The sequence below is a fragment of the Pontiella desulfatans genome, from assembly GCF_900890425.1.
Lineage (GTDB): Bacteria > Verrucomicrobiota > Kiritimatiellia > Kiritimatiellales > Pontiellaceae > Pontiella > Pontiella desulfatans.
Genome location: NZ_CAAHFG010000001.1, coordinates 3,438,195 through 3,459,438, shown reverse-complemented (window position 1 = coordinate 3,459,438; position 21,244 = coordinate 3,438,195). Strand labels below are relative to the sequence as shown.

At 52.2% G+C, this 21,244-nt stretch carries 23 protein-coding genes; 10 read left to right on the top strand and 13 right to left on the bottom strand.

What is annotated here, in order from left to right:
• Positions 1 to 47 precede the first annotated feature (47 nt).
• The 4 genes from E9954_RS12215 to E9954_RS12200 all read left to right on the top strand — a co-directional run bounded on the left by E9954_RS12215 (position 48) and on the right by E9954_RS12200 (position 6,736).
• On the top strand, positions 48 to 1,505 hold the full coding sequence (locus tag E9954_RS12215; protein ID WP_136079444.1) for a sulfatase: 1,458 nt from the start codon (positions 48 to 50) through the stop codon (positions 1,503 to 1,505).
• A gap of 90 nt (positions 1,506 to 1,595) precedes the next feature.
• Positions 1,596 to 3,092, top strand: a complete 1,497-nt coding sequence (locus E9954_RS12210; protein WP_136079443.1) for a sulfatase-like hydrolase/transferase — start codon at positions 1,596 to 1,598, stop codon at positions 3,090 to 3,092.
• Positions 3,093 to 3,225: 133 nt separating this feature from the next.
• On the top strand, positions 3,226 to 4,755 hold the full coding sequence (locus tag E9954_RS12205; protein ID WP_136079442.1) for a sulfatase-like hydrolase/transferase: 1,530 nt from the start codon (positions 3,226 to 3,228) through the stop codon (positions 4,753 to 4,755).
• Between the two features lie 142 nt (positions 4,756 to 4,897).
• On the top strand, positions 4,898 to 6,736 hold the full coding sequence (locus tag E9954_RS12200) for a LamG domain-containing protein (protein WP_136079441.1): 1,839 nt from the start codon (positions 4,898 to 4,900) through the stop codon (positions 6,734 to 6,736).
• Between the two features lie 558 nt (positions 6,737 to 7,294).
• Here E9954_RS12200 and E9954_RS32460 read toward each other — a convergent pair.
• The 11 genes from E9954_RS32460 to E9954_RS32455 all read right to left on the bottom strand — a co-directional run bounded on the left by E9954_RS32460 (position 7,295) and on the right by E9954_RS32455 (position 15,399).
• Complete coding sequence (locus E9954_RS32460; RefSeq protein ID WP_168442194.1) at positions 7,295 to 7,453, bottom strand: hypothetical protein; 159 nt, start codon at positions 7,451 to 7,453, stop codon at positions 7,295 to 7,297.
• Positions 7,454 to 7,568: 115 nt separating this feature from the next.
• Positions 7,569 to 8,012, bottom strand: coding sequence for a hypothetical protein (locus E9954_RS12195; protein ID WP_136079440.1), 444 nt, complete (start codon positions 8,010 to 8,012; stop codon positions 7,569 to 7,571).
• A 14-nt stretch (positions 8,013 to 8,026) separates the two neighbouring features.
• The gene (tnpC, locus tag E9954_RS12190; RefSeq protein ID WP_136077479.1) at positions 8,027 to 9,532 is read right to left on the bottom strand and encodes an IS66 family transposase; all 1,506 of its coding nucleotides are present in this window, start codon (positions 9,530 to 9,532) and stop codon (positions 8,027 to 8,029) included.
• Positions 9,533 to 9,571: 39 nt separating this feature from the next.
• On the bottom strand, positions 9,572 to 9,946 hold the full coding sequence (gene tnpB / locus E9954_RS12185; protein WP_136079439.1) for an IS66 family insertion sequence element accessory protein TnpB: 375 nt from the start codon (positions 9,944 to 9,946) through the stop codon (positions 9,572 to 9,574).
• Positions 9,934 to 10,263: an IS66 family insertion sequence element accessory protein TnpA gene (gene tnpA, locus E9954_RS12180; RefSeq protein WP_136077477.1), complete on the bottom strand. Its 330-nt coding sequence runs from the start codon at positions 10,261 to 10,263 to the stop codon at positions 9,934 to 9,936. The genes tnpB and tnpA overlap by 13 nt, the downstream gene beginning before the upstream one ends.
• Before the next feature lie 431 nt (positions 10,264 to 10,694).
• The gene (locus tag E9954_RS12175; RefSeq protein ID WP_136079438.1) at positions 10,695 to 11,771 is read right to left on the bottom strand and encodes an integrase core domain-containing protein; all 1,077 of its coding nucleotides are present in this window, start codon (positions 11,769 to 11,771) and stop codon (positions 10,695 to 10,697) included.
• A gap of 455 nt (positions 11,772 to 12,226) precedes the next feature.
• The gene (locus E9954_RS12170) at positions 12,227 to 12,424 is read right to left on the bottom strand and encodes a hypothetical protein (RefSeq protein WP_136079437.1); all 198 of its coding nucleotides are present in this window, start codon (positions 12,422 to 12,424) and stop codon (positions 12,227 to 12,229) included.
• 12 nt (positions 12,425 to 12,436) lie between these two features.
• A complete protein-coding gene (locus tag E9954_RS12165; RefSeq protein ID WP_136079436.1) occupies positions 12,437 to 12,634 on the bottom strand; it encodes a hypothetical protein in 198 nt (65 codons plus the stop codon).
• On the bottom strand, positions 12,634 to 14,664 hold the full coding sequence (locus tag E9954_RS12160; RefSeq protein ID WP_136079435.1) for an ATP-binding protein: 2,031 nt from the start codon (positions 14,662 to 14,664) through the stop codon (positions 12,634 to 12,636). The genes E9954_RS12165 and E9954_RS12160 overlap by 1 nt, the downstream gene beginning before the upstream one ends.
• Complete coding sequence (locus E9954_RS12155) at positions 14,661 to 15,230, bottom strand: hypothetical protein (RefSeq protein ID WP_136079434.1); 570 nt, start codon at positions 15,228 to 15,230, stop codon at positions 14,661 to 14,663. Before E9954_RS12155 ends, E9954_RS12160 begins: the two co-directional genes overlap by 4 nt.
• 10 nt (positions 15,231 to 15,240) lie before the next feature.
• A complete protein-coding gene (locus tag E9954_RS32455) occupies positions 15,241 to 15,399 on the bottom strand; it encodes a hypothetical protein (RefSeq protein ID WP_168442193.1) in 159 nt (52 codons plus the stop codon).
• 134 nt (positions 15,400 to 15,533) lie between these two features.
• On the opposite strand from E9954_RS32455, the gene E9954_RS12150 reads away from it, so the two are divergent.
• The 3 genes from E9954_RS12150 (at position 15,534) to E9954_RS32450 (ending at position 17,113) form a co-directional block, all read left to right on the top strand.
• A complete protein-coding gene (locus E9954_RS12150) occupies positions 15,534 to 16,070 on the top strand; it encodes a hypothetical protein (RefSeq protein ID WP_136079433.1) in 537 nt (178 codons plus the stop codon).
• Complete coding sequence (locus E9954_RS12145) at positions 16,063 to 16,785, top strand: SprT-like domain-containing protein (protein WP_168442192.1); 723 nt, start codon at positions 16,063 to 16,065, stop codon at positions 16,783 to 16,785. Before E9954_RS12150 ends, E9954_RS12145 begins: the two co-directional genes overlap by 8 nt.
• Before the next feature lie 190 nt (positions 16,786 to 16,975).
• Positions 16,976 to 17,113, top strand: coding sequence for a hypothetical protein (locus E9954_RS32450; RefSeq protein WP_168442191.1), 138 nt, complete (start codon positions 16,976 to 16,978; stop codon positions 17,111 to 17,113).
• Here E9954_RS32450 and E9954_RS12140 read toward each other — a convergent pair.
• Together E9954_RS12140 and E9954_RS12135 are read right to left on the bottom strand one after the other, a co-directional pair.
• Positions 17,110 to 18,252, bottom strand: a complete 1,143-nt coding sequence (locus tag E9954_RS12140) for an MFS transporter (RefSeq protein ID WP_136079431.1) — start codon at positions 18,250 to 18,252, stop codon at positions 17,110 to 17,112. The two genes, E9954_RS32450 and E9954_RS12140, sit on opposite strands and share 4 nt — an antisense overlap.
• The gene (locus E9954_RS12135; RefSeq protein ID WP_136079430.1) at positions 18,249 to 19,502 is read right to left on the bottom strand and encodes a Cdc6/Cdc18 family protein; all 1,254 of its coding nucleotides are present in this window, start codon (positions 19,500 to 19,502) and stop codon (positions 18,249 to 18,251) included. Before E9954_RS12135 ends, E9954_RS12140 begins: the two co-directional genes overlap by 4 nt.
• Positions 19,503 to 19,807: 305 nt before the next feature.
• On the opposite strand from E9954_RS12135, the gene E9954_RS12130 reads away from it, so the two are divergent.
• The 3 genes from E9954_RS12130 (at position 19,808) to E9954_RS12125 (ending at position 20,909) form a co-directional block, all read left to right on the top strand.
• Positions 19,808 to 20,062, top strand: a complete 255-nt coding sequence (locus E9954_RS12130; RefSeq protein ID WP_136079429.1) for a hypothetical protein — start codon at positions 19,808 to 19,810, stop codon at positions 20,060 to 20,062.
• Between the two features lie 10 nt (positions 20,063 to 20,072).
• A complete protein-coding gene (locus tag E9954_RS32445) occupies positions 20,073 to 20,243 on the top strand; it encodes a hypothetical protein (RefSeq protein WP_168442190.1) in 171 nt (56 codons plus the stop codon).
• 324 nt (positions 20,244 to 20,567) lie between these two features.
• Positions 20,568 to 20,909, top strand: a complete 342-nt coding sequence (locus tag E9954_RS12125) for a hypothetical protein (RefSeq protein ID WP_136079428.1) — start codon at positions 20,568 to 20,570, stop codon at positions 20,907 to 20,909.
• Positions 20,910 to 21,244: the final 335 nt, after the last annotated feature.

The window sequence follows — 21,244 nt, the reverse complement described above, 5'->3', positions numbered from 1 at the left end:
TTTTACAGAAAATTATCCCATTGAGGGAGTTAACTAAATTGGAGAGTATGATGAAGAAATTGAAGCTGTGTAGTTTGATCATGATGGCCGCCGGATTGTCGTTCGCGGTTCAGGCCTCATCCCCTGACGAGGCGAAGAATGCAACGAAGCGCCCAAATGTGCTTTTTGTGATGTGTGACGATCTCGCCAACCGGGTCGGGGTCAATGGCTATTCTCATGTTCAAACCCCGAACATCGATAAATTTGCCAGAAGCGCCCTCAACTTTCATCGGGCGGTGGTTCAGTATCCCATGTGCGGACCGAGCCGTGCATCGATGTTGACCGGACTTTATTGTGAAAAAGTCGGGCAGGACACCGGCGAGGCCCAAATGTTCCAGTACAGCCCGGGCGTTCGGATTATGCCGCAGATTTTCCGCGACAACGGCTATTGGACGGGAGGCCTCGGAAAGATTTCACATAACCCATGGCAAGACCCAGAGCTGGAGGGGTCCTGGGACGAGTTTCATCTGTTTCGCTTGAAGGAGGAGCGAAAAAAAAGCGGCCCGTCGAAATACAGCATGCGTTGTCCCGTGCAAAATGACAAAAAATGGTCCGAAAGAATTATTTATCAATCCCATCCTGCCGATGATAAATACTATCCCGATGCCCAGAGTGCGGAGCAGGCCATTTCCTGGATGAAAGAGCGAAAAGAGGATGGCCAACCCTTCTTTATTGCCTGCGGGTTTCTAAAGCCGCACAACCCGTACACTTGTCCTGAAAAATATTATGACATGTATGCCGACTCGTCTGCCGCAGTGGTTCACGAAGAGGTCTCCGATTGGGACAACCGTCCGATTCATGCGAAAAACTCTTTTTTTAACACCTATGGGTTTAAGTGGAAAGAAAATGATCCGGAACGGGCGGCGGGGATTGTTCGTGCGTACCATGCCTGTATTACCTATGTGGATGCGCAGTTCGGGAAAATTATGGATGCCCTCGATGAGCAGGGGCTGTCAGACAATACCATTGTGGTTTTCACCAGCGACCATGGATACCATCTCGGGGAGCATTTTCTATGGGCTAAGTTTTCCCTGTTTGATGAAAGCCTGCGGGTGCCGACCTTTATCCGTGTTCCCGGCGCAAACGGAAACGGAAAGACCACGAAATCTCCCGTTGGTCTGATTGATCTGCTTCCCACGCTTCAGGACTACTGCGGGCTCGATATCGCCCATAAGATGCAGGGAAAAAGCCTCCGGCCGATCGTGGATGACCCGTCGCATTCGGTGAAAGAGTACGAATATAGCATCTGGGGAAAACGGGAGCCTGAACTAAAGGGACGCTCCCTCTTGGGGGAACGCTACCATTTTATACAGTGGCTGGATAATGAGAATGAAGTCGAGCTCTATGACCTAGAAAAAGACCCGGGTGAACATGTCAATCTCGCCCGCCATCCGGAATATGGGGCGATGGTCAAAAATTTTCTGAAAATGGTTCAGGAAAAGAAAAGATCAATTTTGGATTTGTGATCACCAATCGCAACTGGAGCAAACGAAGAAGGTGCCCCTTTTGGGGTTCTACGATTCGGCAAAAATCACAACGAGTTAAAGGAAATCACGATGAGAAAAATGATAAAGAAAATGGTGCTGGCGGGGTTGGCGCTCACCCTTATGCCGGTTGGGTTGCAGGCAACCCAGCAACCGAACATTATCCTGTTTCTGGTAGATGATTGCAGTACGCATGAGCTGAGCTGTTATGGAAATACGATGGTATCGACGCCGAACATCGATGCGTTGGCCGAGGGGGGGATTAAATTCAAGACCGCCTGGGCGACGCCGTTGTGTGTGAGCAGCCGTGCGGCCATCATGAGTGGTCAGTATGGTTTGCGCAACGGCGCCTACGGCAACTCATATATTGAAACCGAAACGTACGATGCCATGCCTCGAGAAAAAATGACTCTTTTCCGGGCGATGAAGGAATCCGGATATGCAACGTTTCACGGAGGCAAATGGCATCTGCCGACCTCTCCGGCGGATCCGGACTGGGGGGTGGATGAATATTTTCTGTACGGCTCACTGATCGGCGGTGATGGACTGAAGCAGGAATGGATCAAGGAGTATACCGGTTCATGGTGGTATTGGTGGAACTCAAACAAATTTTCGCCGACCCATAAAAAACTGCACAGTCCATCAGCAACATGGAATCCGATGGTGATTGAAAATGGACGGCTGCGATCGACGGGACCCGATGATTTCGGCCCGGAAATTCTCGGGGATGCTGTCCTTGATTTTGCCCAACGGAGTAAAAAGACCGAAAAGCCGTTTTTTATCTATTATTCTGCCCATCTGACTCATTTTCCATGGACGGAGATGAAAGCGCCGGGCAACCATGAGGTCACTAAAACGGAGCCGGGCATGGTGTCCAATGTACAATATCTTGATACGGCAGTGGGTCGGCTGGTGAACGAGCTCAAAGCGATGGGTGAATACGAAAATACGGTCATCTTTTTCCTGGCGGATAATCCAACCTATGGAATCGGGAAAGGCGCCGCTTCGGAGATCGGTGCGCACGTACCTTTTATTGTAGCCGGGGGATCAAACTGGGTTAAATGGAATGGCGAGACCGGAAGTTTGACCGATTGCGTAGATCTATATCCGACCTTGCTGGAGTTGGCCGGCCATCGGGCCTTGCCATCGCAAGTGCTGGATGGACAAAGTCTGGTTCCGTTGCTGGAGGGCGATCGTGCGCATAGCCGTGAGTGGATCTTCAGTTATGTATTGGGTTTTCATCGGATGATTCGTAATCGGGACTATTCGCTGGATGCCCAGGGACAGCTTTGGCGCTGCAATCCATCGGGGAACCCTTTCACGTTTGAAAAAATTGAGACGGCCGATGAGGCCAGCCGAAACGCCCGGATGATATTGGAATCCCAGTTGGAGCATCTGCCGATTCCCGATGAAGACCGGCTGAAAAAGAAGCCGAACGTGTATAAGCAGTATGTCGAAGCCATGGATGGTCAGTTAACCTGGCGCCAGAAACAGGCGGATGAACTTTACCAAACCGGAGTTCAACACCTCTTAAATCGGCCGGGACGACGGAAGTATGACCTTAAATAAAATGACGAAGAATCCGGAATATGCTACGCAGCTCAAAAAATGCAGAAAAAACTGAGGAAGTATTCGGCTGACCTGCCGCACGCCTTCGGGGAATTCAAGCAGAAAAAATAACGCAACTTTAAGGGAGAATAAGATGAGTAGAACCACAAAAGGAATACGGGTTGTAATCGCCGCGGGTGCACTGGCTGCGGTGGCAGCGGGCGCCGCACAAAAGAAACCCAACATCGTCATTTTTCTGGCAGACGACTATGGCTATGGCAGTTCCAATTGCTATGGAACCCCCGAGTCGGTGCTTAAAACGCCCCATATTAATACGTTGGCGGAAAAGGGCATGCGGTTCACGCAGGCGTATGCACCGGCTGCGGTGTGCTCGCCAACCCGCTACGCTCTGCTTACCGGCCAGTATTGCTGGCGCACCGTGCTGAAAAGAGGGGTCATAAATATATTCGACCCGCTGTATATCGATGAAGGCCGCTTTACGCTTCCGCAGATGCTGAAGGATGATGGATACAACACTGCTGTCATCGGGAAGTGGCATCTGGGCTTTGGTGAAAAAAAGGGGAAATGGAACGATCCGGAAAGGTATTTTAAGCCGATTACGAGGGGGCCGCTTTCCATCGGCTTTGATTACTTTTTCGGCCTTCCGCACAACCATGGAGATTTGTCCGGAATCTATATGGAGAACCATGATGTGTACGGGCGCAGATCCTACGACAAGATGAAAATTGAAGGGAAGACGCCATACGGAAAAGAGTGGATGGGCGTGGATGCCCCGCAACGGGTCGATGAGGAGGTCATGGATGTCCTGACGGAAAAAGCGGTCGCCTGGCTCAATCAACAGCCGGAAGACAAGCCCGTGTTTTTGTATTTTGCAGCTCCTGCGGTGCATGCGCCCATTACCCCTTCCAAGCGCTTTAAGGGCACGTTGGCGGCCGGGCCGTTTGCAGAGTTTATTCAGGATCTGGACTGGAGTCTCGGCGAGGTTTACAAGGCCTTTGAAAAGAGCGGTCGTCTCAAGGACACCTTGTTCATCTTTACGAGTGATAACGGGGGTGTTTATGCAGATGAAATCAAGACCTGGGATTATGAGGTTCCAGAGTGTTGGCAGTTGAAAGGCCAAGTCACCAGAATGCGTCAGCAAGGAATGGAAGTGAACGGCATCTATCGAGGCGGAAAGCAGGATCCGCTCGAGGGCGGAACCCGCGTTCCTTTCATCGTTTCCTGGCCGGATCATATCAAGGCGGGCGCGGTGAACGACGACAAAATAAGCCTGGTGGATATGACCGCCACATTGGCCGACCTGCTGAATATTGAAATCCCCGCTAAAGAGCTTGGCGCTGAGGACAGTGTGAGCGTTTTGGATACCTTTTACGGCAAGCCTGTTGATCGCGATGAGCTCGCAACCTGCATCACGCACAGCGGAGCCGGAACCTTTGCTCTTACGCTCGGGAATTGGAAATACATCGAAGGAGTAGAGGTTCCGATAAAACACAAAAAAATGGATCCTCCCGGTACAACCAGCCAGAACACGAGAGCTCTGTATGATTTGGAAAAAGATCCGCACGAGGACAACAACCTGGTTGAAGCAAATCCCGAAGTCGCAGAGAAAATGCAGAAGCTTTTGGATCAAACCAGAATCCGCACCTATTCACGCAGGCACTAAAAGCGAAATAAACATATCAACACCCGCATTCAACATAACGTTCCTGTTTTCGGCTCCGTTTCATTGTTACCTTGAACGCTCGGATGATAGGCGCAGCGCCATCGGAGCGTGCTGACATAACAGTAAACAAAAGGAGATAGAGATGAGATCGTTATTCATAAAGACAGCCTTGTTCGGGCTGGTTGTATGTGCGGCAGGGCAGTTGAGTGCGGGTACGGTGGGATTCTGGCGTTTTGAGCCTGGAGCCACTTGGGCGGATTCCAGCGGGAACGGGCTTACTCTTACGAGAACCTCGACCAATCTTAAGGTGGTAGACCGTCCTTCCTCCGGCTCCGGTTCTTATTTGTCGATTATTCCGCAGACCGGAGCGGAGAATGATGGTGTTGCTCACCTGGATGGACAGGCGTACCGTTTTTACGTTGCTGATACGAACCTGTTTGATTTCGGAAGCAATGCCTTCACATTCGAAACGTTTGTGACGCCAACAACTAATGGCTACCAAACGGTTGTTGAAAAGGTGGATGAGTGGCGCATGGGTATTAATCAAGCCAATGGAAAATTAACGCTGTCGCTATATGATGGTGTTTCAGAGTGGAAGACCGCGCAGAAAATATTTGATGGAGCGACCTCCTTTACGGCGGGGAACGATTATTATGTTGCCGCTGTTGTGGCACCGGGTGTGAGCAATACCGTCGTGTCGTTCTATTATCAGAACCTGACCGCTGGCGGAGATTTGCTGAGCGATGTGAAAACGATAGCCGGAATAAATTCTATTACCAATTCGGCGGAACGTTTAGAGCTGAATGGAAATGCCGTGAGTAGGTCGCTGGACTATATGGATGAGGTTCGTTTGAGCTCCGGGGCGCTGAGCCGGTTCGAGTTGCTTGCGACATTTCCCGAACTCGGCTATTGGCGTTTTGAGCCGGGTGCCGTCACGAATGATTCCAGCGGAAACGGGTTGGATCTGACGCAACTGATTGCAGGGGCCTCCGGAGGAGGCGGCATCGACTTTCCAAAGGGAGTGGATCGTAATGAATCCGGAGAAGGCTCTTATTTGCCGACCATTCCCCAGAGCGGGGTGACGAACGCCGGGGTTTCCTATTTCAATGCCAAGGGGAACCATTGGGCCGTTGCTGACACGAACCTGTTCGATTTTGGAACCAGCGCCTTTTCGTTCGAAACGTTCGTAACGCCAACGACTGGGATTGGGTATCAAACGGTTGCCGAAAAGGATGAAGAGTGGCGCGTGAGTATTAATGAAAGCAAAGGGGAGCTTACGCTGGCGGTATGGGACGCTTCGCTTGCATCGAACAACTGGGTGATCGCGCAGGCCAAGCTGGATGGGACGAACTCCTTTACGGGATCGGTTGATTATTACATTGGAGTCGTCGCGACACCGGGTGCGAGCAATACAGCCGTGACGCTCTATTACCAGAACCTGACCGATGGCGGGGATCTGTTGAGCGCGAAGAGAACCATTGCCGGGGTGACTTCCATTCATAACACAACGAATTCTTTCTTGCTGAATGGCGATACAAACCAGAGGGCTGTCCGCTACACGGATGAGGTGCGCATAGTCACCCGGGCCCTGGGTGAGTCCGAGCTGCTGGTTGCAGCCGCGGCCGATCCGAGCGGGTTTGATGCGTTTGTCGATAAGTATGACCTTTCCGGCGACCCATCCGCCAATGCGGACAACGATGAACTCACGGATTGGGGCGAATATGTCTTTGGCGGAAATCCGACCAATTCGGGCGATATCGGAACGCAGCCTTCGTTTGATTCCGGGGACTACCTGTTCTCGATTGTCGGCGACAACACCCTGCAGTATTATGTGCTGACAAACACCAACCTGGTCGAGGGCAGTTGGGGAACCAATACCGGCCCCGTTGCGATCACCGACGAGAGCGGAGAGCTGGGCAGCTACACCAATGCGGTCGGAACCGCGGACGACGAACTGTTCATTAAACTGCTGGTGGAATAAGAATCGTTGTCTCACTGGGATTGCCCCTGTTTGTGCCTGGTTGTTCGGGCACAAGCGGGGGTTTGCATATGAAGAGCATGGTCTCCCCGAAAACTAATCCGTAGCGATAATGCCTGAAAACATTGAATGAAACCGGAGGATTGGGCCTGAAAGATATCCATTAGGAGTGGGTGGTCAACCCCTTCGAACCATTCCGGATCCAATCTTTGGAACACCGTTCCAAAATAGGCTCTTGGATCAGGAATGGTGGTGGGCGTTTAAATGAGTATTTTCATATCCCCTGTGTTAACTATCGACCCTGAATCACCTGGAGATAAACTAATGCTATAAGGTTTGGGTATGTACGACCGGACGCATTGGTTCCGTTCTCTAACTCGTAGATTGGAAAGGGGAGCATGTGCGCCGAAGCATATGGGTATTGGCGGCTCCTCCGCGATATTTGGCAGACCGGGGGGAGTCGCTCTTTTTTGCCACCCGCATAACGCATAGGTAAAAAGAATCAATACCGCCCCGGCGCTATGCCAGGGCGGTTTGAATATCCTAGAAAAACATCATTCACTATTTATATCCCTTCCCGTTACAGAAGATGCAAACGACGTTAGTGCTGGCATGGAAGCCGGTGCCTTTGCAGTGGGTGCAACGCAGTTTAAACATGGTGCCGGCGCTGCAGGCGAGTGCGGCGATCAGCAACTGTCTGGTGATGGTTTTTCGATTCATGGGTATTCTCCTTATGGGGTTCAAAAATAGTTTCTATTAGCAGATCTTTTGACCGAAGCTGGGCATAGAGTTTCCCCCGAAGCGCTCCATGCCAACCCGGCACGATGGCCGGGCGTCAGGTTAGGCGGCGGGTGAGGGCGATGAGTTCGGACGCGGATTTCTCTTTCAGCTGGCTTTCGATACGCTTGCGTAAGATGACCTCAACAGTTGCCTTTCCAGCAATCCCGACACCACCAGCCACTCCGGCAATGCCGAGAGTGCCCAGTAGATAGGCGGCAATAACAAGCAGTAGTGCTCCGCAGAGTATCAATAAACCGAGGGCTATTCCCTTTTCTGCATCACTCCGCCGCTCTTCATATCCAGCCAACAGAAAACTGCAAGAGGTTATCAGTGTTCCTATCCATGCCAGTCCGGTTGCTATCGAAATAAGGACCGGCGCCACCGCGATGCATCCAACGCCTATTCCGACGGCACTTACGCCACTGATTACCGGGTGGGTTTTCATCAGTTGTTCAAGCTCGCTTAAGAATTCGTTCAACGTATGCGTCTTTTCGATCACCTCATTGACAACGGCTATGCCGTTTGAGTGCGAGCGGTGGACCAGCGGGCAGGTGTCCAGTTCGCAGCTTCGGACTGTTGCATGGTCGGCAGGGCGTCGAGTAGGTCTTTGAGATACTCGGCGGGGTTAAGGCCGAGTTTACGGCAGGTTTCCACCAGGCTGTAGATGACGGCACTGGTCTGCCCGGAGTTCGGGCTGCCGAAGAACAGGAAGTTCTTTTTGCCCAGCGCGGTCGGACGAATGGCGTTCTCGACCAGGTTGTTGTCGATTTCGAATGTTCCGTGTTCGAGGTAAAGATTAAGCGCTTCCCAGCGATCAAGCGCATAGGTTATGGCTTTTCCAAAGTTGCTCTTTGGCAACTGGCGCGCCTGTTCTTTATCGAGGATCGTTTTAATTTTATCCAGAACCGGAGCCGCATGTTTCCGGCGGTAGGCCGCGCGTTCAAGTTCAGGATTGTTTCGAAGTTCTGTTTCAGTGCGGTAGAGTTTGGCGATCAGCTTTACGACTTTCCGGGCGTTCGAGTTGTCAGGCACTTCCACGAAGTTCCGACGGGTATGCGCCCAGCAGGCGGCGTGAATGATGGTCTCTTTTTCTTTTTGATGTTCCGGACGGTTCAGCCACGCCGGATAGGCGGCATACCCATCGGTCTGAATATATCCTTCATAATCGGTGAGCATCGGATCCAGGCATTCGGCGGCCCGGCTCGGGAACCATTCAAACAGCACGCCGGCCCCGGGACTGTGATAGGCCCATAGGTATCCATTGGGACAATGGTCCTTTTCCGTGTCCTGGTATTTTATGAATGTTTCATCGATCTGCATGTATCCGCTTTGCCGGATTTCATTGCGGAGCGCTTCATAAATCAGAGTCAGCCAATCGGCGACCAGATACATCCAGTTGCCCATGGTTTTGCGGCTGATTTCAATATCGTGGCGGTATTTCAGCGTCATCTCCTGCCGGTAAAGCGGAAGATGGTCACAGTATTTGTTCAGAATGATGCTCCGGATCAGTCCGGCGGAAGCATAGCTGTTCGGGATCAGCCGCTTCGGGGCAGGAGCAATGAGCGGTGCGACGTTGCGGTCATCTACTTTGATATATTTTTCGCGGACGATGATGCGGCGGAAGTATTGAGTCGGCGTAACGTCGAGTTCCTCAACGGTTTCCTCGCCAATCTTTTTATAGCTCTGCGGATCCGCCTGCACTTCATCCGGAACGATAACGACGCGCTCGGTCGGGAGATCTTCAGGGATACGCTCTTTAAGCGGTTTGCGCTTACCGCGCCGGGATTCCTTTTTTTCGTCGAGCTCTTCGAGTTTTTCTTCGGCTTCGTCGAGAGCATCCTGCATCTCGCGAAGCTCTTCAAACGCCAGTTCCATCTGGTCCGGGGTCAGTTTTTCACTGCTGCGCCCGAATATCTTATTCATCAGATAACGGACCTTCTCATGCAGAAGGCGTATTTCAACCTGCTGGTCGGTGTTTTGCGCAAGCAGCTTATCAAAATTTTCCCGGTTGAATTCCATGCCGTATATTATACCAAAACCGACCGGAAAATGGCGGCATCAAGAGCAGGAAAAATGCAAAAAAAAGCAGCGCTGATACCACGGCTTAAACGATCCCTGTTTCAGATCGACTCCATCGAGCAGCAGCGCCAGCGCCTCGGGCGCGAGATCAAGCTTCTCGTTCGCGGCAACGCCCTTCGGCCAGCTAAAGCATCCTTTCTCCAGCCGCTTGATGGCCACCCACATACCGGTGCCGTCCCAGTACAGCGTCTTGATCCGGTTCCGACGACGATTCGTAAACACATACAACGCCCCTGAACACGGATCTTCATTCAACCGATCCAGCACAACGCCATGAAGGCCGTTAAAACTTTTTCGCAGGTCCACCGGCTCCACCGCCAGGTACACCCGGATAGAGTTGCTTAATCCAAACATCCGGCCGCCTCCCGCAGAACAGCACCGAGTTCTTTCGGCGATGCAACCGGCACCATCACCTCAATCCGGTTCGGCAGACAGATCCGCACCTCATCCGGCTCGGCGGCATCAGGCCGCAACTCCACCTCGTAAAAAGCAGGTTCCTGCTCCTGTCGTTCAAGGCGCAACCAACGAGCCAGCGTTTTCGGATTAATATTCCATTCCCGGCAGAATGCCGCCTGAGTTAGCCCGGCACCATTGAACTCTTCGATCAACTCCCGGCGTTCCTCCTCTGTATAAGAGGCTCGCCCCATTCCATTGCTTTCATTCGTATCCATGCCCGACAAATTATCAGGCTTCCCCCGAGCTGACTACGGGGAGGAGGAAGAGGCGTATACCGTTCAACGGAATGTGTAATTTCTTTGGCGGGGCGTTCTCTGGATAGGGATCAACCTGTAATGGCTCATCCCGGCGCAGTGTCGTCTTTAGCGGCTCCCCACAGGAGCCGCAGAACGACTCTCGTTGCCACGCCTTCTGATCATATGTCCGCCCTGCACCGTCCGGAAATTAATCGCAGCGAGTTTAGCCAATGAAATTAGAATGAATGCAGCTGTTTGAAACAAAAATCGAATCGGTAAATGTGCTGAAAATAGTAAAGCCGACGAATGAAAATTTGGAAAACAGCCAAAATTGCGCAATCAGGACGTATTGAATTTTCCGTTCATTCAGAACGGGGAGGGGACTGTTTCTAATGATGACGCATGGGAAACTATGCGGCTTCTCTATAGTACCAAGAGATGATGCCGCCGAGACGTTCTTCCTGTTTGACTTCACCCGTCTCAGCCGGTCTGAAATCAGCATCAAGAACGTTGTTGCCGATGTCTGTTCCCTGATGTGGTCGCTGGGTGTGGTAATACGAAAGCCATTCTCTATTGATGTAATCAAGATGATCCATGCTGAAACAAACAAAGTGGTTGAGGCACTCGTGTTTAAGCTTCCCGATGTAATTTTCGCAATAAGAATTCGCCATAGGGGCGCGTACAGGAATCTTTTTCGGCTCAATACCCTCGCTTTTCCAAAATGCATCAAACCGATAGCTGTATTTGGTGTCCCGGTCCCGGATCAAGCCGGTTGCCCGGACTCCAATGTCCTCGAGCCACATTGCGGCGTTCCTCGCCTGTTGCAACGCCCATTCATCATGTGGATGAAATGTCGCCGGGCTCATGAAAACCCTCCGGCTTCCGAGATGGATAAACACCAGCACGTAGGCATCGACCCATCCCTTCCAGGTCAGGACGGGCTTCGCGAAAAAATCGCACGCAACCAATGTATCCATGTGCGATCCGACGAACTGTTTCCAGTTGCCGGAAGGGTGTCCGATGGTCTTGTCTGGAACGGGGTAGTGACCTTCCCGTTTAAGAATGTCCTGAATCGTTGTTCGGCCAATGCGGATGCCGAATTTTTTCAGCTCACCCAGAATCCTGGAGTAGCCCCAGCCAAGGTTTTCCCTTGCCATTCTCATGACCAGATTAATGGTGGCCTGGGCTGTTCCCGGGCGGCCGGCTCCACGCTTCTTTCGATTGGGATTACGTTGCCTCAGCCAGCCCCGGTAGGTGGCAGGCTGCACGACCAGCATCACATCCGAAATATCATGGTCAAGTTGCTCTCCCAATCGGAGCAGTTCAGCTCGTTCCTGCGGCGTAGTATAAATCTTGGATTCATCAATCCGGGATCGAAGCATTTTTACCTGATAGGTCAGGAGTTGAAGTCGGGCATCATATCGTGGACGAAACCTCTCCTGTAAAAGCAGCGTGAAGGCCTGAAAAATACTCAAATAACAGTTCATCTATCCCTACACCCCATAAATCAAATCAACCTCGCCGACAATATGTTAAGGCGTCGGATAAGTTTCCGTGCCTCTCGGGAAGTCAAAGAATTTGTAAACTTATCGAACTGGGGGATTCCGCGCGACCCGAAAGCCGGATTTGGAAGCAGAAAAATCTGGATGGAGATATTCAAATGCTGTTCGGGTAGTTGGGGTGCGCGAGGGGCTAAGAGTACTGCTATCCTGTCAGGACTACCGTCCAAGATGAATGTTAAAAAAGCGAGTCGATTTGAACGATTTGAACCAGTTTCACACTGTTTAGTTTCAATATGTTGTCATGGAGTAACATAACTTTTTGGGTTCCAAGTTTAAATCGCTATCAACATCGTAGCGACCCGAACGGAGAGTCGCTTTAGAGAAGTTTGTATCGCTATCAAACCGGGCCGACCTGAATTTGCTATGGCGAACTGGGTTCTTTACTTTTTTCGCCAAAGCTTAATAGCAAGGAGGGCGGTTAATAGTAGAACGCCTAGCGAGAGCAATCTACTTGGCACTGTACCAAGATGGGAGAAGTGGGTGAAGGGCGAGTTGGTATGTGCTTGCTCCAGAATATCGGGGCCGTAAACCAGCAGAAGGATCAGGCCGATAAGTCCGAGTACGTTTTTCCAGTCCATGGTGTTTGCTCCCTAGAATCGGTTCAGCAGCCGGATCAGTCCGGCGGTTGCGATGAAGATCATGATCCATGCGAAAAGGTTGTATTGCGGATTGTGGCGGGATGATGGCAGTATGCCACTGACGTTTTGGAACAGCTCCGGCATCCACTGGCGTAGCAGCAGTATGCCGAACACAAGGAGTCCGATCTTGAATATACGGTAGTAGTCCATTATTTGTCCTCCCAATGGTTGTAGGTGCAGGCCAGTTCGATTCTGCCGATCTTGCCGCTCAATTCTTCCGTGTCTCTAATCAGCTTCTCTAGTTTTTTTAGGATAGGTTTTTTCGGTACAAGGGTGATCACCTTTTCTACACGGTCAGATTCAAGGTCTTTTAAAATATTGTGGATCACATGGTCGGGGTTGGCTTCAAAGTTGAGTTCGATTTCGATGGCGACGGCCGTGCCATCGGAACGGTGGGTTATGACGAGGTCTGCATTCTTGCTGTCGCATAAGCCTTCTATCTCTACTTTCCATCCTTTGGCTTTCCAGAATTCCGCGATCTTCATTTGATAGAATTTATGCAAGTAACCGCCGCGCCCTTTCATTTTAGTGATCGGTACTTTAGTCAATCCAGCACCCTTTGCAGTTACTTCATAGAGATCGCGCGGCGAGCCGCGTTTGATATGAACCGGGTGGTCTTTCATCATGCCCTGTTGGATAAGCTTTTTGATTTGGTCATGGAGGGCGACGGGTTTCATTTTCAATTTATTGGCGCGATCACGGAGTAGTTGGAACGGGGTATATTGGATGTCCAGTAGAATACGGAGCAAGTCATCGGCAATCTCCTTCTTCTCCGTAGGCTTCGCGTTTGGCTTGGGCGAAGGTGGCGGCAGTAGCGGTGCGATTCTCAAATCCACTACTGTTTTTCTAATGTGCTGCTCCAATGCAGCATCATCAAGCGCAGCATTATTTGGTGGCGGATTAATTCCACACTCAAGCAGGTAGGGGTAGCGACCATCAGCACTGAAGGCTCGTCCGACATCCGGGTGGCTCATCACGTGGTGCCGTTGTTCCAATGTAATGGGTCGCTGGCGCAAGAAAAGGTCGGCGTCTTCTGAGCGACCAAGGCCACCGACGACGATTTTGGTGCCGGTATTCGCAAGTAGGGTGTGGCTAAGGTCGGTTGAACTCTGGCCAGCGGCAATCAAACCTATACCGTACCCGCGTGCCTGAGAGACCATGTAGGAGAGGTAGGAATCGTTTTCCTTGATTTCATCACTACGGCGAAACAGTGCTGATGCCTCGTCGAGTACCATCAAGTTGCGCAGGGAGGGCTGATGCCCCTCCACCATGGTTCGGTAGAAGAAAGCCTGCGCCATGATCAGGCTGAACATGAAATTTTGCATGGCCAGGTGCGGGATGTCATGAAGCAGGAACAGGGTGTGGTTTGCTAGGATGTCGCGGATATCCAGCCCGTTTCCGCTGTCGAACACGCCGGGCAGCATATTGAGCAGGGCTGAAAGACGGATGAGTACCGTTTCTTGATGCCGTGCCATGGTGGATGCAGGTTTGTATTTTTGTTTTTTGATATGGTTATGGAGATCTCTTAGTGAGGGAAAGGAGCCTTCTGAATCGGCGATAAGATCAAGTGCGAGTTCCAGTAGAAACCCACTGCTGGCGATGCGGATGTCCATGTAGTTGGTCAACATCTGTGTGAAAACGGAAAGCCACATATGCAGGGGGACGCCCGGAGGCGGTTTGAGAACATTGAATCGCAGGCGTTTTACATCGAGCACATGGAACGGTTCGGGGGATAGATTCAGTAGGTCGGTATATTCCTGTTTGCGTTCCAGTATTAGGAGTTTGATGTCGGGAATATTTTGCACCAACTGATGCAGCAGATGTCGGATCAATGTCGTTTTGCCTCCGCCCGTGCGGCCTAGCACGAGTAGGTGGTAGATCAGTTGTTGTATGGAGATTCCGTACGGGAACCCGTTTTGGGGCAGATACCCCAGGTGAAGGTCGCCGGAAACTTCCTGCTGGTTGTGGGGCATGGTCGGGCGAAACGGATCGGGATTGAGTTGCAGGATTGTTCCTTCCTCCTCCAGCGCTTCCTGCAATAGCCGGATAATGGAGGAATCGTCGGGGTCGATCTGTGCCCATTCCATCAGATCGTGGGTATGCGGAATCCGATCCAGCCCCGCTTTGCGGAGTTGCTGGAACAGAGAATCCAATTTCGGGATCGGTTGTTCAGTTTTCATGATGGTAGTTTCATTAATGGTCGTATAAAGAAAGTGACTATGCCGAGGAGCCGCCGCTTGCGCGCCTCCTTCTGGAACTCAACCAGGCAGTAGGGGCACATGTAGCCGTGACCCGGTACACGCCGGAGTTCGTGTATGGCTACTTTGTGGTTGCAGGTGCTTTCCTCGTTGCGCGTCATTGCGCGCATGCGGTTGATCTGCTTTTCGCAATCCTTGCAGACCGGCAGGCCGGTGACCTGCGAGAGGAACGCGACATCCATCGGACTGCTGCTTACACAGCCGCACCCGCCCAGGATTTGTGAGTTTTTCTGGAAGGCGCGGTATTTTCCGTTGTTGCCGTCCTTCATATGCAGCGTGCGGCGGTGGTATTCCAGGTTCTGGACGCCATCGACCGTGGCCTGCTGATCCTCGGTCAAGACCGTGTGCATGCCGGGCGGGACGTGGAATGCTCCACCTCCCGCCTGGTGCTGGTTGCCCGGCGCTGGCCGGGGCATTGCGGGCGGGGGCTGGTTCCTGTTTGGATCCAGCCGGTTGGCCACCCACCGCAAAATATCTGCAAGCCCCATGGAATGCTCCTTAGCCCATGTGCGGACGATGAGGGTCACGCACCATCCGGCGCCGCTGTTCTTCCTGCATGCGCCGCATTTGCTCCATCTGCTGCTGCTGGTTGTTGCGCATGATGTTCAGCGTATTGTTGCCGCCCAGCGGCCTGTTGTTTCCATAGGGAGTATTCATGGTTGGTTCCTTTCTTTGGTTAATGTGCTCTCAACTATGGCTAAGGCGTCCCACTTTTTTTGCCATCCGGGGATTTGCCCTAGGCCGGGCTGCGAGCAAATCCGCGATAGACGGGTTCGCCGAGGTGAAATGAAATGAAAGAATGTACGTATGAGGGACTAAGCTGCGAATTGATCGATTCCAAGCCGCAGGATTTTGATTTTTCCGAAGGCTACATGGAGCATTGGGAAGTTCCACTGGTGACAAGTGAGGAAGACGAAGACCGGTATATGCCGATGATGAACTATATGTACCCGCTGGGCGAAAGTTTCGAGGTGCCGGATGATTTCAGGGCAAAGCTGGTGAATACAACCATCATCCAGATGGACGACGAATACTATTTGGCACTAACTGGCGGCGGCATGGACATGACCTGGGAAATCTGCGAGAGCTTTATCAATTTGGGCTACTATCCACCCGTGCATTTTTGCAGGCTGCCTGCGATGTGTGGCAGGGGCTCCCGTAAGTTTGACCGGCATATCATCGCGGTCTGCAACGAAAGCATCCGGATCTTGATCAAATGGCTGGAAGGGCGGTTGAAGCAGAATGAGCAGGCGTTTCCGGCGCCTTGCCCCGACCGGGCAGGAGCAAGTCCGCAAAAGACGGGCTGCCAGGGTGAGAAGAATGACTGAAGCATGTGAACGGAATGGAGGGCATGACGCGACCGAGCAGGTGATCGATGCCATCCGTGACCACGAAACAAAAGCGAGTGGCTGGGCGTACAGCCGGATCGCGCATCGGATGAATGTGTTGTATGACCAACTCAACGGTATCTTCTTTGCGGACAAACTGCCGAAGGCGGTGATTTCGATAGGGGCGGATCTGATCGTGCGGTATGGGTATTACCGGATCGGCCGGGATGAGATTGGGGCGAAGCATCGAATCCATTTGAACTCGCGGCATTTTGGCCGGAGCGAATCCGATGTCGCCGTGACGCTGTTGCATGAAATGATCCATCTGTACCAGCACCTGTTTGGGCACGTCGGCCATCGTCAGCGGTATCACAACAGCCAGTTTGTGGGGATGGCGGCATCCGTCGGTATTCATGCGCAGGTGGGCAACGGCGCAACGTTGGCCGTGTCGCCCGATTTGCGAAGGAAGCTAGAAGCGCTTGGGTTTTCACCGCACCACCCGATGGTGGAGGGTGAAAGTGATGAACCGATCAGAAAACCGCTACGAAAAATCCTCTATAGATGCGAATGCGGACAGGAGGTTTGGGCGGATAGAAATATCGAAGTCGAAGCGGTGTGTTCGCGATGCTTTAAGCTGTTCGAGCGGGTTGGTGGCAATGGCCAGGAGCTGGCAATCGTGGCGGCTGAACACCCGCCACGCCCTGTGGCCGCATAGGACATTGGCACCCGAAAGATTTATATACATCGCTCCCTTGATCCTGTTTGCAATGGATGACTTTCAGCATATTGGATACTGCCTAGCGGAGATGCATGCAAAATTGACTCCCAGCGGCAGCCATCCTTTATGCCCGGAAGCATCCCTGTCTACTGACTGGCGAAAGCTAAGACAGCAGCAGGATTTTCTAATGAATAGAATAAAGGCGATTGAAAACCGACAGAGCGGCTTTCTTGATCCCGCTGAGCGGGCTCAGGCCGAACTGGAACTTGAATATATCCGAAAGGAATGGCGGGCAATCTCATGCCGGCTGTTGAGTCCAAACTAGATTTTCTTCTCATCGTTTAATTTTATCCGGGTAAGTTTGAATAGGAGCTTTTCCGCTTTTTGCAATTTATCGAGCATGCCGCGCAACTGGCTGTCCAGCTGAAGCGCGGAGTTGATGTCCGCAATGGTTTCAGCCTTGTTCTTGGCGAGCGCCGCCCGCCCAATGCCATCGAGTTTGCTGCGAAGATTGGAATAAAGATTCTCGCAGGATGAAATGGTTTGTTCGATCGCATGTTCTTCGAGGATTTTCTTCCGTTCCAGCAATAGCTGTTGCTTTAGCTTTTCACGATCCGCTTCGCCCAGCTCGCGGCAATAGTTCCGCATCTGCTGGAGTTCGTGCCAGTCAAAGTTTCTCAGGCGCCGATCCAGAATCCGTAGCTTATCGATTTTTTCCACGGCTGAATCCGCCCGGTGCGCGATGGTGGCAGTAGCTTGCGCTATCTGCTTGAAACTTGGGTTGGGTTTTTGGGTTTCATTTTTCAGTGCCTGCAAGGTGTGCTCAATCTGCTTTGCGTTCTTCTTTGCTTCGGGAACCGCCTTGCGGTTCGTCTTCTTAAGCAAATGAAGTTCGCTTTTTTCGCGCGGTTGGTCAAGCCGAGCCACCATGCCGGCATCCGAGGTATTGAAGACCGCACTGGCATCGTTGGGCAGGACGCGCCGTATAATGAGCCAGAATCCATAGATCACGGCAATGGCTGCGATCAGGTGCAGGAATGGAAAGTGCCGGTCGATAAACTGCATGGATGCCGGGCTAAGCGCCTTCAGCATAAAATACAGGATCAGGAACACGAGGGTGCCTGCGGTTCGCTTGTTCAGGTTGAACTGGAGCAGGAACGGCATCATCAGCATGGCAAAAATGATCATTACGATGACGGCGGCAACACCACCCGCCATTCGCAGGTTCCAGCCAAACTGCTGTTCGAGCAGGGTCAGGCCGACGCCCATGAAGATGCCGAGTGCTGCGGAAAGCGCGCGACCGGGGCGGCCAGGGAATCTACGGCCAAGGATGGCCTGCGCCAGCGCAATGAAGATTGCGCTGAAGATGATCACGTCGAAAAACGCGTTGTATTTATCATAGCTTCGCCCGATATCCCACCAGGCGAACGGGTCTAATAGTCCATTGAATGGATCGGTTGTCATGCATAGGTCACCTCGTTGTATAGATCAAAATTCTGGAGAATGGTTCGTTTCATGGCGTGCAGGATATGCGGTTCCAGCGAAACATAGATCTCCTTGCTCCGGCCATAACGACCGCGCGACACGGTTCGCGCCCGAATAAAGCCGTACATGTCCAGTTCGCTCAAAAGGTCGGTGAACGCCCGCTGGGTCAGCGGGGCGATGCCCGTTTCGTGGCAGAACCGGTCATATACGATATAGGCGTCGCCGGTATGCAAGGCCTTTCCTTTGGCCTTGCCCGTGATCGCCGCATAGAGCGCCGCCTGCAGTTGCTTTGGCGCGGTTCGGATCATTGCCAGGTATTTGTCCTTTTCAATTTCATCGTTGGCACTATCCACCAGCTCCATCGTTACGGACGTTCCCGCCTTTTCCGCAAGCTGCGCGGATCGACTGAGCAGGTTGACGGCCTTTCGTGCATCACCGTGGTTACGCGATGAACAGGCCGATATTTTTTGAAGCACGCCTTCTTCGACACTGCCTTCACGCAGTGCCTTTTGAACCCGTATGTTTAGAATGTTGAACAGGTCGCCGGCATTGTAGGGGTCGAAAATAAGCTCGCGCATTTTCAGGCAGCTCTTGATCCGGGGATCAAGGTTGTCCGCCCAGCCCAGGCGGTTTGAGGAAAAGAGCAGGATGATCTTCGCCTCCGTCTTCTGCGGAAGACGCTTGATCAGGAATTTATAGAACGAGTCGGGATCGGTTCGGATGTTGTCGGCCTCGTCGATGAAGATCACGATGTATCCCTTCCGTTCGGCGAGCTTCGCCTCTATGGAATGCATGAGGTCGTCCAGACTGATACCCCGTTTGTAATAGCGGCTGGCCTGCATCAGGCAGCCCAGGTTGTTCAGGGCGCGAAAGCACGGTGCAGGGCAGCACAGATCCAAATGGTACTTTGCGAATGGTATGCCGCGCTCCTTGCAGAGCACCGCGAATTCCTGAAGCAGATAAAGCAAAGTGATGGTCTTGCCTGTGCCGGTCTTGCCCAGCACCGAAAAATGAATGGGATGGCCGTTCTGGAAGATCGGCGCGAAATGCCGTGTGATCTCGTTGATCTCCCGGCTACGGATGTTGACGTTGAAGATATCCGTAAGTACGTGGAACTGGCCTTCACGGGACAGCTGTTCGTCATCCAGGTATTCCGGATTCAGAATAATGCTGTCGCGGCAGGCCTGTTCGATCTGTTGTTTGATTTGGGATTGTATAGAGAGTTCCATTGGAAAATCACCTTTCAGAAGAAAGGAATGGGACGATCTATTTAAACTTTATCCACCCCTTGAAAGTGGTGGCGGTCGTGATCGCCGGTGCGAGTAATTTTCCGGTGGAGGTATATATATACATATACCTATTCTAGTAATAACTACTACTATAGAAAAGTTACGCTTATAAATCTGCTGATCGAAAACGGGAGCTGCACCTGAAAGTTGATCTCCAGTGGAAATCCACTCGCACTGCGAAGCGAAGCTTGTCAGTCCTGTCCGACGACAAGCTGCGCAAAGACGCAGTTTGCGAGGTAGATAAAATGAATGGAAATAAACCATCTGAAAAGTTTAGTGCAGGCGCGATCAGCGTTGCGGTCTGGGAAAATACCAGAAAGGATGAAAGCGGCGAAGAGAGCGTGAGCTACAGCGTAAAGCTTGAAAGAAGCTACAAGGATGAGAAGGGCGACTGGCAGAGGACACAAACCCTGAGGTTGAACGATCTTCCGAAAGCGCAGTTGCTGCTTGGAAAAGCCTTCGAGTCCGTAGTGATGTCCGATAAGGACACCTCTTTATGAGGTGGTCGCCATGAAGAAAATGCCGAAAGTCGTGCATAAGGGCGAAGAGTGTTTCTTTGACAAGGAAACAAGACGGCTGAGCCCGGTGGGGCGGCCGTGGGAGTCGATCGCATTGAGCGAGTTCCAATATGCCCATTATGTGGCGTTGACCACGCCCGTGTTTTTTGCGCCGAAGCATTAGCTTCGGTTTTTGTTTTTTACAAAGGATGATCGGCGCAATGGGTTGCCGGAAAGAATGGGCTTGGGGATGGTGGAAAAGTCCCGGGCTTCACCCCTGAAAACCATAAAAGTCGTTCGCTCCTCGCGAGCGCCATTTTAAGCTTTTCCCCGATGGGTCGGTGACCCGGATTAGAAAAGGCCTGACGGCCATGAAGAAGGACAGGAATACAGAGATGATAGGGTCTCTTCATTCCGTTTTGTTCGACCACCACTCGACCCCTACCGGTTACCTGATTGGCTGCACGAATCAGATACCCGCAAAGACGGGTGTCGAGAGGTCTTTAAAATGAACAAAACGAAAGTGAATCGGATCCTTGAATACATCGGAATCCAGAGTGAATTTCCGTTCGATGTATTCGACGCGGAAGACGAAGAGTCCGTGCTCGGATACTATGGCATCCATCCCGTACTCGATGATGAAGAAAGAGTTGAGGTTAGGGCTGGCCTGCTCGAAATGGCAGGCACAGCGCAGACCGCGGAAATCGCGCGGTTGATGACGGTCGAACCGGCTCCACAGGGATTGTACCGGTGCAGGTATGCAAACCGGACAACACAATCCGTGGGGTTCGGTGAATGGGTCGAATCACTCCCCGAAAAGCTTCGGGGCGGCTTCGGTTCCCTGGGCTAGTTGCCCCGGGGCTTCCTGCTCGCGATCCTCGCAAGAAGAATGGATAAGTAGTGAAAAGTGAGGATTGGATCCTTCGGATGGAAAGTGGGGGATCCCCTATGCCGGGGAGGCTGGTTTTTTAGGCACCATGGGATGGTGGATTTGGTGGGGGTGTTTGGGAGGTTGGATCCGTCGGTGACGGGAATTGATGAGTCCCCGCTGACGCGGAAAATGAAGTGGCCGGCCACATGGGTAAACCCCTGAGGCCGGGGAGGGTGATGATGGAGGCTGGCTGCCCTGCGGGCAGGAGTCGCACTCCCTGCGGGAGGCTTCCCGGCACCTGCGGCGCCGGAGAT

Coding starts and splice junctions, on each gene's coding strand:
- tnpB (WP_136079439.1), bottom strand. CDS start 9,946: ATGTTTGGATTAAGCAACTCTATCCGGGTGTACCTGGCGGTGGAGCCG.
- E9954_RS32445 (WP_168442190.1), top strand. CDS start 20,073: ATGAAGAAAATGCCGAAAGTCGTGCATAAGGGCGAAGAGTGTTTCTTT.
- E9954_RS12155 (WP_136079434.1), bottom strand. CDS start 15,230: ATGGGGCTTGCAGATATTTTGCGGTGGGTGGCCAACCGGCTGGATCCA.
- E9954_RS12140 (WP_136079431.1), bottom strand. CDS start 18,252: ATGACAACCGATCCATTCAATGGACTATTAGACCCGTTCGCCTGGTGG.
- E9954_RS32450 (WP_168442191.1), top strand. CDS start 16,976: ATGAATAGAATAAAGGCGATTGAAAACCGACAGAGCGGCTTTCTTGAT.
- E9954_RS12160 (WP_136079435.1), bottom strand. CDS start 14,664: ATGAAAACTGAACAACCGATCCCGAAATTGGATTCTCTGTTCCAGCAA.
- E9954_RS12150 (WP_136079433.1), top strand. CDS start 15,534: ATGAAAGAATGTACGTATGAGGGACTAAGCTGCGAATTGATCGATTCC.
- E9954_RS12145 (WP_168442192.1), top strand. CDS start 16,063: ATGACTGAAGCATGTGAACGGAATGGAGGGCATGACGCGACCGAGCAG.
- E9954_RS12125 (WP_136079428.1), top strand. CDS start 20,568: ATGAACAAAACGAAAGTGAATCGGATCCTTGAATACATCGGAATCCAG.
- E9954_RS12175 (WP_136079438.1), bottom strand. CDS start 11,771: ATGAACTGTTATTTGAGTATTTTTCAGGCCTTCACGCTGCTTTTACAG.
- E9954_RS12135 (WP_136079430.1), bottom strand. CDS start 19,502: ATGGAACTCTCTATACAATCCCAAATCAAACAACAGATCGAACAGGCC.
- E9954_RS32460 (WP_168442194.1), bottom strand. CDS start 7,453: ATGAATCGAAAAACCATCACCAGACAGTTGCTGATCGCCGCACTCGCC.
- E9954_RS12165 (WP_136079436.1), bottom strand. CDS start 12,634: ATGGACTACTACCGTATATTCAAGATCGGACTCCTTGTGTTCGGCATA.
- tnpC (WP_136077479.1), bottom strand. CDS start 9,532: ATGGAATTCAACCGGGAAAATTTTGATAAGCTGCTTGCGCAAAACACC.
- E9954_RS12215 (WP_136079444.1), top strand. CDS start 48: ATGATGAAGAAATTGAAGCTGTGTAGTTTGATCATGATGGCCGCCGGA.
- E9954_RS12210 (WP_136079443.1), top strand. CDS start 1,596: ATGAGAAAAATGATAAAGAAAATGGTGCTGGCGGGGTTGGCGCTCACC.
- E9954_RS12170 (WP_136079437.1), bottom strand. CDS start 12,424: ATGGACTGGAAAAACGTACTCGGACTTATCGGCCTGATCCTTCTGCTG.
- tnpA (WP_136077477.1), bottom strand. CDS start 10,263: ATGGATACGAATGAAAGCAATGGAATGGGGCGAGCCTCTTATACAGAG.
- E9954_RS12205 (WP_136079442.1), top strand. CDS start 3,226: ATGAGTAGAACCACAAAAGGAATACGGGTTGTAATCGCCGCGGGTGCA.
- E9954_RS32455 (WP_168442193.1), bottom strand. CDS start 15,399: ATGAATACTCCCTATGGAAACAACAGGCCGCTGGGCGGCAACAATACG.
- E9954_RS12130 (WP_136079429.1), top strand. CDS start 19,808: ATGAATGGAAATAAACCATCTGAAAAGTTTAGTGCAGGCGCGATCAGC.
- E9954_RS12200 (WP_136079441.1), top strand. CDS start 4,898: ATGAGATCGTTATTCATAAAGACAGCCTTGTTCGGGCTGGTTGTATGT.